Genomic DNA, 14199 nt, shown 5'->3' with positions numbered 1-14199 from the left:
AGCCTTTTCCGGGTAAGCCCGTTACCTTTAACCCCCTTCCCTTGATTCCGTTCCCTTCCGGCCATTCCCGTCAATCCATTCCCTTGTTTTCCCTTCCAGTCCTTTTTCGCCATTTTTCCTTTTGGGAACAAGGGTTAAACCTCAGAACGGGCTAGAGTGATGAAGCAGGCTGATGTAGCTTTGATTAATCCTGCTGGTTTGTGTTTGTCTTAAATGAGTAAGGCCCACTGGGGCCTTACTGCATTAGGGTGAAGTGAAACGGGCAGGTTTAGTCTGTCAGTGTATCCGTGCTCCACACGTGCTTATGGTCTTGCAGATCCTGTATGTGCTCGTAGCCATCAGCTATCAGCCGCTGCTGCAGGCGGTCTGCATCAATGCCCTGGATCTCATCGGGAGAGAACCGTACCACGACCCAACCGGGTTTATCCGGGTTGAGGTGGGTGGCTAGTTTCTGCAATGCATCCAGGATAGATGCCTTTGCAGCGCCCGCCGGATCCTTGGCTTCGCCGTAGGCAGGATGAGGGTCATAGAAGATGTCTCCCATGTTTTGTACTGCCTGGGTAGCCAGTTGCTCAATCAATTGGCTCAGAGAGTGCTCTGCGTCAGTGTTCATGAGTGCATGTCCTTATGCTGCGACAGGTGTTGGTTTGGTAGTGACGGTGTAGGTCGCCCGTGGGCTTTCGATCAGAGAGAGCTGGGTCAGGGGTGCGATACGGTCTGTATAGCGTACTGCTTCCGTTTCCGTGCTGACCTGATCGGCTGTATTGAGCTCACCGACTGGCGATGTGGCTGGTTCAGTGATGATGTGATCCACCGTCTGATCCTGATCTGTCCCGGGCTGTAGCAGTTTCCGCATGGCCTCTGCCTGAGTTCTACGCCGGAGTTTGGTGCTCCAATTTCCGAGGTAGTGGGCGAGGGTGTACATACGCCGGCTGAACTTCATCGACAACGTGTTGCCGATGATAACCTCTGCTGGAATATGCAGGAGGCTCAGCTGGATGTAGCACATCCATGCAGCGACCGGATCAATGTCTATGCACTGTGCCCACATCTGTTGCTGGGGTGCATGCCCTCCATTCCGCAGCTCTTCTGCTACAGCGATGATCATGCCCCCTGCACCGCAGGCAGGATCACTGACAGTGACAAAGCCATACGGATTATCGGCGAGCACATCGTTATTACCGATGTTAAGCCGGGCAAGCATTCTCGATATCGTAAATGGGGTGAAAAACTGCCCCAGGTGACCTGATGAGATGTCCAGGCTCATGTAAAGCTCTCCCAGCACATCACGTGGATTCTCCAGTTCAATAGTGAGTACAGCGAACAGTTGGGTGAAGCGCATCACATCGTCTTTCTCATACTGCTTTACGATGTCGAGGTATTGCTGCTCTAGCTCCTGATCAAAGGCAGCGGCATTGTGTAGTGCGATACCTGACACGGTGACAAAGTCCGCAAAGACCTTATAGCGGTGATGGTAGCGCGCGGTTTGGTTAAAGAGGGAGATGAACTCACGGGTGCTGGCTGACTGGGCTGTCGCCGTCATTTTTTCGGATGAGGTCATGATTGAGTCTCTGTGGTGAGGAAAAAGAAAAAGGCCCCGAAGGGCCTGAGTGAGGAGGGCGTGGTTCCAGTGGAACCAAACAAGGGATCAGTCGATAGCGCGGTAGATCTGGGGAAACTCGGCATGCTCACCGGCAAAGTGATGCAGCTTGTGATAGCAATCGGTAATCGCGTCGACCTCTGTTTTCCAGCTCAAAAAGTTGAGTGCAAACAGCGAGGCGACGATGCCGGCGGCATCAACGCTCATGCTTCCAGAAAAACCGTTGCTGGGTACTTCAAGCGTCAGTTGACCCTCTCCGATCGGGGCCATGTAGATCCCGCCGTTCGACAGCGTGAAAAATTGCCACTGCCCACCGTTGTAAGATTCAGCGTACTTATCGAGCATTTGGTATGTGTGGTTCTCAAACAGAACAACATACACCGGGTGGACACCAAGATGCCGAGAGAGCATTTTTACAGCCTTCTCAGACGGAATGGGTCTACGGGTGATGCGGTTATCTGAGGTCAGTGTAGACATGGTGATCTCCATAAAATGAGCACGGAGATACCGCCCGCTGGGGAGGTATCCCCATGCGGGCTGGTTGAGAAACGTGCCTGGTGTCAGGCTACAAACGTGAGTTACGCGCCGGGCTCAGTACGAGCTGGGCGTGAGTGTGACAGGTGTATATGTTTCACCGAGCCGAAGACCTGATGCCAGGGCGTGCGGTGTTCGATATACATATCCTGGTGAGTGTCATAGCTACCCGCCCTAAAGGCACCGATAGTTTCATGCACTTCATCCCGAGTAGGACCTCCTTCCCATCGCACAATGATCTCGGTGAAACCATTCATCCGAACAGAGAACGTATGGCCAGGAAAACGGTGTTTCAGTGAGGCACGGATATTCCGTGACGCGAGCTTGGTGCTGTAGACATCACCTGCGCCTGTTCGTTGCAGGTGCCGGTATTCAGTCGCCTGGCTGAGTCGTTTAACTTCGTCACTGAATCGCTTGTTAGCGGCCAGGATGTCCGTTGCGTTCATGGTTGATCTCCGAGAAAGGGCTGCACGGAGATACCACCCACTGGGGACAGTATCCCCGAGTGGGTGAGGTGAAATGGCCTGATAGTTCAGGCGGGTTATATGTCGAGCATTGATGACAGATTCTCATTGGCCACGTTGATCATGACACTGGGTTGAGCCAGGTCATGACAGGTGGCCACCAGTTGGACTGGGGGCTGTTGTCGATCGAAGACAGTAAAGGTCAGCTGCCTGGCTGAGGGGTTAGACTTCATGGCCATGAACAGACTGTGAAGTAACCGTGGCACAGCGGCGAGCGCCTGACTGCTCTGATCATGGCAATGGCTGACATGATCGATAGCGTATGAAGATATGAGTACACGAAAAGGCCTCACCGCTTCTGCAGGGAAATACTTCCTCGCAAACTGCTGGCCAGCCAGGGTGATGCAGGTTGAGTACATGATGGGTCTCCAGACAGCGGGAGACACATCGCCCCAGCGGGAATGTGTCCCGCTTGGGTAGAAGAGTGAAAAGGGCGATCTGTAGCGAGTGCTACCGTCACCGAAATGAAGAACAGCAAGGCCTCCTGATATGAGATGTCATCATCGTCAGACAGGTGACCACCCAGCGGGGTTATCCGCTTTGGGGTGAGAAGTTACTGCATCGGCACGTAACGCATGGCTGCCAGGATAATTCCAATACCGACGACTAACAGACTGCCGAGGCGGAATGTCAGTTGCAGGCTCAGCTTATCGACTTTGCTATCCAGCTGATCAATGCGCCGCTCAAGTTTTTGCTCAAGCAGTGCCAGATCAGCTTTGGTGGCCAGTTGGTCGCTCATCGCTTCTCCCAATGCATCAACAACCGCCCGGGCGTTAGCCTCTGGGACGTTGATCGATACAAGAGCCGTATACAGTGCAATATCCAGGTGCATAAAAGGTCTCCAGTTGAAAGCGGGAGACCACCCATGGGGATGTCTCCCGCAGGGGTGTGAAAAATGTAGTGAAGTCGGTGCCAGTCTCAGTAACTGAGTGCGTGTCTTCGCCAGGAGCTGAGGCACATCGCGCATTTTTTGCCGAGCTGATCAGCGATCAGTGCCACCTGATCGGCAGTGGCTGGGGTTCAGTCAACAGACTGATACGCAGGAGTAATGATCAGGGAGGGGAGGGATGGGCGTCAAGGGGATGTTGGTGGCTCAGGATGGGGTGGATAGAGAAAACGTAAAAAGTCGTACGTTAAGCCATCACCGATGGCTGCTATCCTTTGCTTGGCGTGGGCGGTGTCTGAATGGGGTATAGCTCAACTAGGCGTCAGGCGAAGCGCGAAATAACGTCAGAGTAGAGCAGAATTTGGCATTACCTGACGCCTTCGGTGCAGCGTCTATAGTCTCAACCCAAGCAATGTGTAGACGTTGTGCCGGCCTTTCAGCTCCCCAGGCTCGGCTCCCTCACTGACTGAAAGCCGTATCAGTGAGTGGTTGATGAGAACGTCTAGTGCTGGCCGAACGTGCTTGGTTTGTATCCCGGTCTCGAATCGAATGTTCTCGTGACTGATCGATACCGATAGGCTTTGGTTTGGGCGAATAGCGACCAGTAGGAAGTAGATCTTCAGTGCCGCAAGCGTGATGGCTCCCCGGTTTGTTATCTCGGGAAGGTGCTTACGCAGGAGGTCATGCGGGAGCTTTCCCCAGTTATGGTCATCCTCCTCTATGGTCATCTCGTACTCGCTTACGTGGTTATTACGGTCAACCAGCACGATCTCCTTTTGCTCAAGGTCCTTGATGCCTGCAAGAACCATTGGCCTTGATAACCCAGTCAGTATCTCCAAGTCGGAAAGGCTGTTACGGGCCTTTCGGGTGTGGAAGTTTGCCATTAGAGATATGGCCATAAGGACCTTTAGTGCTGCGATAGAGGTTCCCGTCTGCTTACCCCCTGCAAAGACGCTTGCTCCATGGGCACGAACCCACCAGGTTGGTACTGCGCTCCAGCCGGCCATTATTTGTCCTCCTTGTTTCCGAGAGCCTTTACGCATTCAGCTATGACTAGTAGAGCCACAACGCTAACAACAGTAACCAATACAGCAGGGTCGGCATTAGTGAGCCGGTCTAATAGAGTAATGAGCGTATCCATGAGCAAGCCTCGTATCTGGCAACATGGCTTAAGGATGACTTAATTCTACATCTCTATCTAGATAGAACGATATTTGTAATTAGTTAAAAATTTAATGTAAGACATTGATTTTAAAAATATTTTTCAATTTTTAAAACAGTAATTGTGATTTCTATTTTGGTAAATGAGATGTGGTTTTAAGGCTTAAATCGGTCAATGAAAGAAAACAATGTAAGAAATATTGGTCAATGGTATAGCATATTTTTTGTGCGGAACTCCTCAGTATGTACGTAAACGATCGTTTTCGGACGCCCCTCAAACACCCTGTCCTAAAATTAGCCTTTCCCTATTTTGTACATGCTTTAATATACGGACAGTGATTCCGTACACATAGGCACCCCATGTCCCGAATTTTCGTCTATGCCCGTGTTAGCACTGCTGATCAGAATACTGACAACCAGGTTCAGGAAGTTATTGCGGCAGGCTACAACGTTCATCCCAAGCGGATCATGAAAGAGCACATCAGTGGCAGTGTGGCGGCGCTGGAGCGTCCGCAGTTTGTCAGGCTGCTGGATCGCATGGAGCCCGGAGACATATTGATCGTGACCAAACTGGATAGGTTGGGTCGCAATGCCATGGATGTCCGGGCCACCATAGAACGGCTGGCTGAGGATGGCATCCACGTTCATTGCCTGGCATTGGGAGGGGCGGATCTGACCAGCCCAGCAGGCCGGATGACGATGATGGTGATGAATGCGGTCGCGGAGTTTGAGCGGGATCTGCTGATTGAACGTACTCAGGCCGGTCTGGCCAGAGCGCGTGCAGAAGGAAAGAGGCTAGGGCGCCCGCCGGCATTGAGTGAAGAGGATCGGGTCAAAGTCATTGATCGCTTAGCGGCTGGGGTGTCTGTCGCTCAGGTGGCACGGGATTTTGGGACCACCCGGCAGTCGATCATGCGGATCAGAGCAAAGCAGTTGGAGTATCGCAACATGGGACAAGGTCTATCAGTCGGAGCTTGAGCACCATGGTGCGCAGCATCCAGAAATGAAAAAGCCAAGCTAAACGCTTGGCTTTTTCGTAACGAGGTGGAGCGGTACCGCATTGTAAGAACATACAGCCTCGGTAAACAAAGACTGCGACAACTGAATGCCTTTTCGCCCCTGTCTGGACATACGCCCCGGCTCGGACTGGTCTCGCCGTACAACGTAAACTACGACAACATCAAATGTTGAAGGGTTAGCCGCTGCCTAACCTTCCCACTATTTGCCCTTTACAGGCTGACCATGGGGGGTGCTACGCGGGCCTCATCTGGATTTAAAGAGTGGGGAGGCTCAAGCACACTCTGTAGCCTAATAATGAAAAAGCCCACTATTATGTGGGCTTTTTCAAAACTTGGAAGGTATGACATTTCCGCTCTAATTGCGTGGTGTGAGTGACCTTCACGCAAACAATATAGCGTTGTTTTGTTTTGTGGTCAAATTTGGTCAAAGCACTTAAAGATAGGGCTGCCCTGTGTTCCTATGGTTGGCTCTTCCAAATCAGAAGACCATCCGCTTCCCATTTCTGGACTGGATCAGGACCCTCTTTGCCATACATTGACGTGACTAAGTTGTAATACTGATTACGACCAACCTGCTGGTTTTTCCTGATAGGGATGATGACAGGAGCACCGTTTTTTATCTCAAAAGTCACAACGACAACGCTATCAGTCAATGTCTGCTTGGCAGGTTTGAATAGGGCCATTGGAGCGTTTTGTATAATGGTTGGAAGCTGCTGGATCATACGTGTGGGGATACCATGATCAAAGCATATCTTGCTTATAATGCTGCTTTTGACTGCCACAGGTAAGGCCGGAAAGCTTGCGTGAGTGCGCAGGTATTCAGGGGTATCACATACAAGCAATAACTTCTCATGCTGCGGAGCTTCGTGCATCTCTGACGTGATCAGAGCATCAACTAATGTTGCAAAGTTGTTCAATACAGCCCCCGGCAACCCAAGAAAGGAATCGGCAAAGGCCGAAACTTTACATCCCGTACATTTTGTATTCAACTTACACCCACAACAGGCGTACAAGGAGAGTCCCATGCCCGCCCATACATCAGCCACCAAGGCCGGTTTTCTGCAACGTCTAAAGGATCGACGTTTCCAGATACTGCTGTCCAAACAAGTCATGCTGTTGCTGGGCAAGGTAGGCGTGATCCTGCTCGGTGCTATTGCCGGTATGTTTAAGAGCTTCGCCAAAGGCGTAGGTAAGAGTATTCAGGAAGGGTTGCCTGTTTCGCCAGATGCAATTGCTGATTGTGATAATAGTGAAAGCACTTACTATGGCTGGTCTGAATCAGGCTATCAAAATGGCCCGGAAGGCCATGGTTACTATACTGGAGGCCAAAAGTTGCACGACTAGATGGGATGGTACTATCGAGCACCATCCCTGTTACTTCGTTAAGACTTGTCGCTTCCTTCTTTTATCATCGCAGCAAACTGTTTTCCCCCTCCAATAGCAGTTTTACCGCCAGTTGCACCTGCTTCTCCTGGAGTCTTGGTTCCAGACTCCATTCCACTTCCAATCATCGTCACCTTATACCCAGCCCACCCCATAGCAGCCAGGAAGAACGCAGGCCATACCAGGAACATGGTCACCGTCACAAAGTCACTGACCCAGTTATCAAAGTCATCAGCCAGGTAGCCCAACAGGGAGCCGTCACTGGGGCTGCTGTACAGGATCTCTACCAGTTTGTTGTCCACGAACCGGGCCAGCTCCCACCAGAAGGTCATAAACACCAGGGCGCAGTAGGCCAGGGTGATCGACATCAGCGTCGCGAAGCTGTAGCTGCCCATGACCATAATGATCGGCATCGAGATAATCAGGGCCATGATCAGCATGCTCTGTACCATGGGCAGTGAGGTCTGCACCAGGTACATAGCGGGCATCACCGTGGCGGTGGCCACGCCCATACCCACGGCAGCCGTGGCGGTCTTCAGGGCAGAGGCTGGGGCACCTACGATGCTTCCCCCCTCTGACTCGGAGTAACCATAACTTCTGAAAGCACGTCCTGGCCGCTCCATGGTGGTGGAGGACATCAGGGTACGCAGCAAATCCTCATCGGAGACACCAATCGCATAGAGCTGTTTGAGCAGATCGTCTGTCAACTCGGCTTTGGCGCGTGCAGCCAGACCGACTGTGCCGTCATTCCACCACTGTTTGCAGGTGGGGTAGCCGCCTGCTCCGGTATTGGGCAGGGCCACATCCCGCGCAGCGTCATAGGGGAAGTTGGGGTTAGGCAGACTGGCATGGTGGGTGTCGTAGTAACCGGGCGTTGTCAGGAAGTAGTTGGAGCCGATCCAGTCCACGTCACGCAGCTGCGCCTCGGTGAACTGGTAATAATCTGCTCGTTTCAGGTTGGTCAGGCGCGACTTGGACACGGCAAAGCAGTCCCGTGCAAAGTCACCCAGTTCAGCAGCCAGCCCCCCGGATATGTACTCCTGATTCAGTTCGTACTTCACCTGCCGAAGGTTGACCTCACAGGGAATGGCTGCAATGGCCGGATAGGTAATCATCTTGGCCACGACATGCCAGCTCCACCACCAGAACGGCAGCTGTGGCGTCATGCCATTGACGCTGGCAAAGCCCGTCGTCCAGGCATTTTCACCGCCTGCAGGCTTGCCCTGATCACTCATGGAACATTGTGCCGAATGCAGGTTGTCCGCATTGGGGGGATAGACGACCTTGAGGTTGACGTTGATAAAGGGTTGCAGCGCGATCAGGATCAGGAACAGCGCCTGATACAGATCGATCTCCAGGTTGTTCAGCCCCAGCTCACCTTTATTTCCTTCGTCAGCGCCCTGGCGACGCATTTCCGCAAAGTTGCTGTAGACCATAAACATCAGCGGAATGGCAAACACCCCTGTGTCAGATAGCACGGTCCATATCTTCTCGCTGATATACCAGCCCAGCAGCACCATGGAGTATTCCAGGTGCGAGTCTACGGCCATGATCATGCGGCACCTCCTGTGATTCCCGTGATCTGAATAACGCGAGTGACTTCCACAATCGCAATGATGGTGATGGCACGCCAGCCAAAGCGGCGCACCTTGGCCGCGCCATGACGTTCTACCATGTAGTAATGACTGGTACGCCACATCCAGTAGCTAATGCCGTAGAGCGGTATACGCCACAGATATAACCAGGGGCTGAGCCGACTCCACCACTGGCTAAAGTGCTCCAGTTGTGCGGTGTGGTTCATGCTGAAACGGGCCAGGACCAGCATGGCGGCCATGCACCCTACCAGGATGGCCACCACGATCAGGGCTTTTCGGGTCAGCGTCAGGCTACGCTGAGCCACGTGCACGACGCGGGGGTGATGCCAGAGTTTCATTTCCATTATTCCTCATCCTTCGGATACAGCCCGGGGGCGGTATTGGGTAAGGGGCGCGCATTGGTCCCTTCGTTGCTGGTACGGCGGTCAGCAGTACGGGTCAGTGAGGTGAGCGCGGTGTTCTCGGCCAGCATTTTTCGTATTTCCATCTCCTGTTTGAGGGAGTCGATTTCCCGGTCCAGCTGAGTCAGGCCGCTGTCTACAGCGGTCTGCAACTCATCGGAGTTCTGCACTTCGGGAATGCTGGCACCGGCGACGAGCGCACGGCGCATCAGGATGGCCTTATCCAGCACGCGGGACAGGGCCAGCTCCCCCGACAACCTCTGTACCAGCAGGGCGCGCTCAGGGTCATCCCGCAGGCTGTCGATAATCGAGCGGGAGACATGCAGCAGTTCGCCCCCGGACACTTTGGCCAGGTTGTCATTGGTGACTTTGAGCGAGCCACTGGCGAGGCCTGCCAGGGTGGTGGCAATGGAGTCCTGGGCCTCGGCCACCATCGGGATGAGCCCGGTACCGGCTTTGCCGGCCACTTGCTCACAGGTGGTGCAGGTGGTCAGGGTTTTCTCACCCAACACCTTCACCATGTCGTTGGCCAGTTCGGCAGGGGAGCTCCAGACCTGACACATCGAGCCGCCGGCACAGGACTCACTCCCGGTCGCTTGGGAGAAGGTGCCCGTATTGGTCACGGTGCGGTTAGTCAGCACGTTGGCACCGGCCACGGCGGTATCGTGGATGACTTCAATCGGATCCTGACCCTTGCCGCCTTTACGAGCACCGCCTACCCACTGAATGCCGTTATCGCCCCCTGTGCTCTCAGCCTGTTCTTTAGCTTGTACGGCATCGGTCGTAGATGCAGCCGCTTGCTGGTAGGCATCGGCTTTGGCCTGTTGGGCCAGACGTGAACCCATGACCATATCGGTCATATCCGAGGCCATGTTTTCACAGGTGAGTTTTGCCGAATCGAACGATAATTTGCCCTGCAGCACCCCGTTCTGCAGAAGGTCGTACAGCTGCGGGTTGGTACGCTGAATGATCATGGCCGGCAATGACGCCACCGCTCCGGTGGCCGCATTCACGACATCACTCATCAGCGACTTGAAGCCATTCGTCACGCCATTTAACTGGTTCTGAACGGTAGCGCCGAGGTCGAAGTTGCCGCACATCAGGTTGGCATTCCAGCCCACCCCCAAGCCAATGGAGTTGGGCGTTTTCCGGCTGGCTGGACCCGCAATGACATTGCCGCCACCAATGGCGTAATACACCGAGTCATTGAGCACTTTGTCATGCACATCAAACCCGTAGTCGGTGTCTGCTACAGCCAAACCACTGCCTATCACTGCACCAGCCAGGCCAACGGCCAGGGTCACGGTTTTTACTGTCGTCACTGCACCAGCCCTCTTTATCCTTACGTTCATTGCTGCTCCCTCACATGAAATCCGTGTAACCCAGGAAGGTCTGCCCTCGCCGCTGACAGCAGCTATAGGGGCGCCACAGTGACCAGACATAGCCACCGTTCTCACTCAGGCGGTCGGAGTAGGTCTCCGAGGCACCGCCGTTGGGGAAGATCGCGCAGGTGTACTCCAGCTTGGGCGACAGCTGCTGCCACTTGTGGGTTTTCTTATCACCTTCGGTGATAGGGCCGGGTGGCCAGTAGCCATCGCGACTGGAGGCTGTCAGCGGGGTATAGACGTGCATCTGCCCGGAGCGGGTGACCAGGTCGCCCACGCGCTGTGCCACGACAGCGGCCGCTTTGTAGTCGTGGGTCTGGATCAGCGCCCCGGCACGGGGGTATACGCTACCCCACATATCCCCCGTCTGGCCGACTTCACGTCGTCCTGGGATCAGTGCTTCAGGGTAGGCAGACTCGGGCACACCCCAGCGCCAGGCCAGGGTATCCAGGGTAGAGACAAAGTAGGGATAGACAGGGGTCGCGGACGTGGCGCAGGCATAGCCTGACTGCGAGGCCAGATTAGAAGCGATATAGCCACCGGGATGCCCGATGGCATCCGCTGATTTGAAACGCACCTTGCTGTGTTCATTTGCATGACGGCCATGAGTATCGCCACCGCCTTCCGCTCCCGGGAGCGGGGCGCCAACAAACGACATCTCAGACCAGGGGTTGTCCCCTGGATTGTTGTACGCCGAGACCACCAGATCCGGCACGTAGTGCCGGACTTTAACCGAGGTCCGCACCGTGCAGCCCCACCAGGTGCAGAACAGCCAGTAGCAGACACCCACGACTTTATACTCAACGCAGTCAGGCGCCATGGCCGACTGGGTGATGGTCGCGGTGGTAATGGCAAAGGTAGGTGTGGTCACCAGACAGAACGACATGGCCCAGCCGCGCAGTCGTTTTTTCCACGACAGCGGTACCGGGAGGTCGCGGGGGGCAGAGGCAGAAGAGGCCACCACGGGCAAGGCATCGGGCACCGTCATTGCCCACCTCCTGACCGCTGCTGGATCTGGGCAACGGCCAACGCGACATCGGTCTGGCCATAAACAACATACCGCCCACCGACCACGACGGCAGGCACTTTCAGCACCTTCAGTTCATGGGCGCGCACCACGCCGGCATACGCCGCCTGCAGCTGTTGCTGGAATTGTTGGCCAGCTGGCCCGGCCAGACGTTGTTGCACCACTACTGCGGCCTGCTCAGGGGACTGCGGCAGGTTCGCGGAAAACGACTGCTCCAGCCGCGCTGGCTCATCCAGGTAGGCCACGCGCGTTTGCGCCATCAGTGCCGGCGGCACCGTGACGGGCTGTGCATGGACAGTGAAGACCTCAATGGAGGGCGTAGCAGACGGAGAGGGCGCAGCGGCCCAGACCGCTGCACTGACGATGGCCAGCACACCACCGGCCCATGCTGCCGTTTTGCGAAGATGGATGGGAAACATACCTGACCCCTTAAAGACGGTGACTGAAACTCAGCCGACAGCTTCAAGAAGAAAGGGGGAAAAATCCGCAGTTAACTCTTGCTCGGAGCCAGAGGGTTAGGGCTCAGCTCACCACACGAAACTGCTGCCGGCGCTGACTGGCCGTATTCTGCAGTTCAATACAGTGGTCTACCATGCGTCCCTCACTGTCCGTTAGCAGGCATCCGGCATCACGTAAGGTGTTCAGGTGGGGTTTCATCAGTGGTACGGAAGGGTAGACCTGCCATACACGCAGGCCATCGCTGCTGGCCATATTGATATGGAGTTGCTGAGGATGCCCATAGCCGGCATCAGAGGAGGGATACACCGAACGGGGAGCATGGCGCGCTGCCTGATAGTCCTGCCAGCGGTCTTTCAGCACGATGCCAGCCAGAATCGCGACCAGGTTAAGCAGGCCAAACAACAGCAGATAGCCGCCGACCTGAACATTGAGCCCCAGGGTCGTGGCCAGCACGATACCCAGCCCCATCCAGCCAATACCGCGCAGACCTGCCCAGTAGGCCTGCCTGATCATGCGTCCTGCTTTCATTCTGATCATCCGTATCATGGTGTGCACACTCCGCCGCCGATAACGGCTATTAAGTGTGCAAAAGCGTTATTCGGTTTCCGTGACCGCAACAGGCGCCATGGCCTGCTCACCGCCATCCGACTCCCCGCTGTCCTCACCGGTCTTAATCCGTTTCAGTACGGCCTCTGCGGCGGCCACGCGCCCGGGCAGCTGATCAGATTCTATGGTACTGCTCGTGGTCACATCGTAGCTGAAATGGATCACCAGCCTGGCAGCAGCCAGCTGTCGTGCTTCCTCGGAGACGTCGCCGGCAGTGCCTTCTAATGGCTGACCGTCCAGCCCGATACGACGGGTTCCTTTCCAGACTGCGATCAGATAGTGCCGGCGGCTGGTGTAGGCCTTGAGCGCGGCCCGCACACGTTTCAGTGACACCCCCATTGCCTCAGCCACCACAATGTCCCGGATCTGCTCACCCACCCCGATAGCTAACGGCTGAGCTGGCTCCGGCAGGCAGGTGGGGAAATGCGCACGCACGATCTCCAGGCTGGCCTGGGCATAGGTTTTCGGTTTTTTGGGCTGACTGGCAGGAGGAGGGGGCACCGGCGCCGCTGCGGGTGGACTGGCTACAGGCTTACTGACAGGGGGCTGTTCATTGGTACTCGGTGTGGAGGGAGCCTCCACCGTGTCTGCAGCCACTTTACGCTTCAGACTCAACTTCGGGCGGGAAGGCGGGGTAGTCATCATGAGGTCCATCCAGGGTTCGTCCAGAGGACAGCTTACCGCAAAAGGCAGTCCCCTCTACAGACCACGCTGGATCAATGCCTTCGGGACGTACCCCAGATGCAGCTGGTGTGAGTGTGGCCACTGTCCACAGAGCACGGTCACTGAATCCCCTTCCTGCTTGAAGGGGATCATATCCACCAGCGGATGGGGTTCACAGCGCCCCTCCAGATCCGGTACGACCTTCACGCCCATCATATTACCTACCGGAATCGGTGCGATCAGCAGGCTGTAATGGCCTTCGCCGTAGAACTCGGCCACCTCCTGACCCCGGCGGTAGTCGACATAACTGTCGGCGCTGATCCAGGCCAGTAAGAGCATCGGTACCGCCACCAACAGACTGGCGCGTTTCATATCAGATTGCATCGAGGGTGACATCCTTGTGACGGGTGATCCAGGATCACGGCTGGGGATCAATGGGTACCGGCTCGGCCCAGTACAGAATCTCTTTCATCTGCTTGTGTGTCTCGGTGGCCAGCTGGTTGGCTTCCTTCAACACAGCCATCTGGTATGCCATCCAGTGTTTGTGATCGTCACAGGCCCCTTCCTGCACCTGACGGGCGATGGCCACGGCCTTGCGTCGGGCTTTGGCTTCCATCTGCCGGATGACCATGCAGGCCTCCCGCGCTTGCTGCACGACCTCATCACTCAACAGCATTTCACCGTCGTAGATAGACTGGAGCATCAGTGCACGGTCTCGCAGTACCGACAGCGCCCCCTCACACTCACGGTACAGGTCCGTGATAACATCGGTGGGATTGGGCGCTACGGCATCGGTCGTCAGGTCGTCGGTGTCGAAAGACACGGACAGGGGTTGGGCGGTAGCAGATGGCATAGTGAACTCCTTCTCGATTTTTCGGGTATCCGTATTCTGTGATTGATTTACTATTCTGACGCTATCGGATAAAACCGCATTTTATGATTGATTCTGTGTGATT

19 protein-coding genes are annotated in these 14199 nt (G+C 55.2%); 2 read left to right on the top strand and 17 right to left on the bottom strand.

The features are described from left to right. Positions 1 to 268: 268 nt before the first annotated feature. The 7 genes from WH50_RS03405 to WH50_RS03375 all read right to left on the bottom strand — a co-directional run bounded on the left by WH50_RS03405 (position 269) and on the right by WH50_RS03375 (position 4551). On the bottom strand, positions 269 to 613 hold the full coding sequence (locus WH50_RS03405) for a hypothetical protein (RefSeq protein WP_110186035.1): 345 nt from the start codon (positions 611 to 613) through the stop codon (positions 269 to 271). 12 nt (positions 614 to 625) lie between these two features. After that, positions 626 to 1561 carry an N-6 DNA methylase gene (locus tag WH50_RS03400; RefSeq protein WP_207780161.1) on the bottom strand — a complete coding sequence of 312 codons (936 nt, stop codon included), beginning with the start codon at positions 1559 to 1561 and terminating at the stop codon, positions 626 to 628. Positions 1562 to 1648: 87 nt separating this feature from the next. Continuing rightward, positions 1649 to 2077, bottom strand: coding sequence for an antirestriction protein (locus WH50_RS03395; RefSeq protein WP_110186034.1), 429 nt, complete (start codon positions 2075 to 2077; stop codon positions 1649 to 1651). Positions 2078 to 2178: 101 nt separating this feature from the next. Further along, complete coding sequence (locus tag WH50_RS26030; protein WP_133251228.1) at positions 2179 to 2580, bottom strand: LPD29 domain-containing protein; 402 nt, start codon at positions 2578 to 2580, stop codon at positions 2179 to 2181. A 95-nt stretch (positions 2581 to 2675) separates the two neighbouring features. Next, positions 2676 to 3017 carry a hypothetical protein gene (locus WH50_RS03385; protein WP_110186032.1) on the bottom strand — a complete coding sequence of 114 codons (342 nt, stop codon included), beginning with the start codon at positions 3015 to 3017 and terminating at the stop codon, positions 2676 to 2678. A gap of 194 nt (positions 3018 to 3211) precedes the next feature. Further along, a complete protein-coding gene (locus WH50_RS03380; protein ID WP_110186031.1) occupies positions 3212 to 3490 on the bottom strand; it encodes a hypothetical protein in 279 nt (92 codons plus the stop codon). A 446-nt stretch (positions 3491 to 3936) separates the two neighbouring features. Continuing rightward, positions 3937 to 4551, bottom strand: a complete 615-nt coding sequence (locus WH50_RS03375; RefSeq protein ID WP_110186030.1) for a replication protein — start codon at positions 4549 to 4551, stop codon at positions 3937 to 3939. A 514-nt stretch (positions 4552 to 5065) separates the two neighbouring features. Between WH50_RS03375 and WH50_RS03370 the strand changes: the two genes are divergently transcribed. Continuing rightward, a complete protein-coding gene (locus tag WH50_RS03370; protein WP_110186029.1) occupies positions 5066 to 5683 on the top strand; it encodes a recombinase family protein in 618 nt (205 codons plus the stop codon). 499 nt (positions 5684 to 6182) lie between these two features. Here WH50_RS03370 and WH50_RS03365 read toward each other — a convergent pair whose 3' ends face one another. Then, positions 6183 to 6749: a MuF-C-terminal domain-containing protein gene (locus tag WH50_RS03365; protein WP_110186028.1), complete on the bottom strand. Its 567-nt coding sequence runs from the start codon at positions 6747 to 6749 to the stop codon at positions 6183 to 6185. Here WH50_RS03365 and WH50_RS03360 point away from each other — a divergent pair. Further along, positions 6748 to 7068 (top strand): hypothetical protein, encoded by a 321-nt coding sequence (locus tag WH50_RS03360; protein ID WP_110186027.1) that lies wholly within the window; start codon positions 6748 to 6750, stop codon positions 7066 to 7068. The two genes, WH50_RS03365 and WH50_RS03360, sit on opposite strands and share 2 nt — an antisense overlap. A gap of 38 nt (positions 7069 to 7106) precedes the next feature. Here WH50_RS03360 and WH50_RS03355 read toward each other — a convergent pair whose 3' ends face one another. The 9 genes from WH50_RS03355 to WH50_RS03315 form a co-directional block, all read right to left on the bottom strand. Next, the gene (locus WH50_RS03355) at positions 7107 to 8663 is read right to left on the bottom strand and encodes a conjugal transfer protein TraG N-terminal domain-containing protein (protein ID WP_110186026.1); all 1557 of its coding nucleotides are present in this window, start codon (positions 8661 to 8663) and stop codon (positions 7107 to 7109) included. Then, positions 8660 to 9046, bottom strand: coding sequence for a hypothetical protein (locus WH50_RS03350; RefSeq protein ID WP_110186025.1), 387 nt, complete (start codon positions 9044 to 9046; stop codon positions 8660 to 8662). The genes WH50_RS03355 and WH50_RS03350 overlap by 4 nt, the downstream gene beginning before the upstream one ends. Beyond that, positions 9046 to 10425 carry an integrating conjugative element protein gene (locus WH50_RS03345; RefSeq protein ID WP_165838290.1) on the bottom strand — a complete coding sequence of 460 codons (1380 nt, stop codon included), beginning with the start codon at positions 10423 to 10425 and terminating at the stop codon, positions 9046 to 9048. Before WH50_RS03345 ends, WH50_RS03350 begins: the two co-directional genes overlap by 1 nt. Positions 10426 to 10465: 40 nt before the next feature. After that, positions 10466 to 11476, bottom strand: a complete 1011-nt coding sequence (locus WH50_RS03340) for a TIGR03756 family integrating conjugative element protein (protein ID WP_207780160.1) — start codon at positions 11474 to 11476, stop codon at positions 10466 to 10468. Then, positions 11473 to 11934 (bottom strand): TIGR03757 family integrating conjugative element protein, encoded by a 462-nt coding sequence (locus tag WH50_RS03335; protein WP_110186023.1) that lies wholly within the window; start codon positions 11932 to 11934, stop codon positions 11473 to 11475. The genes WH50_RS03340 and WH50_RS03335 overlap by 4 nt, the downstream gene beginning before the upstream one ends. Before the next feature lie 103 nt (positions 11935 to 12037). Then, positions 12038 to 12502 (bottom strand): hypothetical protein, encoded by a 465-nt coding sequence (locus tag WH50_RS03330; RefSeq protein ID WP_133251226.1) that lies wholly within the window; start codon positions 12500 to 12502, stop codon positions 12038 to 12040. 66 nt (positions 12503 to 12568) lie between these two features. Beyond that, positions 12569 to 13225, bottom strand: a complete 657-nt coding sequence (locus WH50_RS03325; RefSeq protein ID WP_165838289.1) for a ProQ/FinO family protein — start codon at positions 13223 to 13225, stop codon at positions 12569 to 12571. A 54-nt stretch (positions 13226 to 13279) separates the two neighbouring features. Further along, positions 13280 to 13627 (bottom strand): hypothetical protein, encoded by a 348-nt coding sequence (locus WH50_RS03320; protein WP_110186020.1) that lies wholly within the window; start codon positions 13625 to 13627, stop codon positions 13280 to 13282. Between the two features lie 34 nt (positions 13628 to 13661). Further along, positions 13662 to 14096: a hypothetical protein gene (locus WH50_RS03315; protein WP_110186019.1), complete on the bottom strand. Its 435-nt coding sequence runs from the start codon at positions 14094 to 14096 to the stop codon at positions 13662 to 13664. Positions 14097 to 14199 lie beyond the last annotated feature (103 nt).

Origin of the sequence: Pokkaliibacter plantistimulans (genome assembly GCF_003194385.1) — a bacterium.
GTDB classification, from domain to species: Bacteria; Pseudomonadota; Gammaproteobacteria; order Pseudomonadales; family Balneatricaceae; genus Pokkaliibacter; species Pokkaliibacter plantistimulans.
This window is presented reverse-complemented; position numbering and strand designations above follow the sequence as displayed.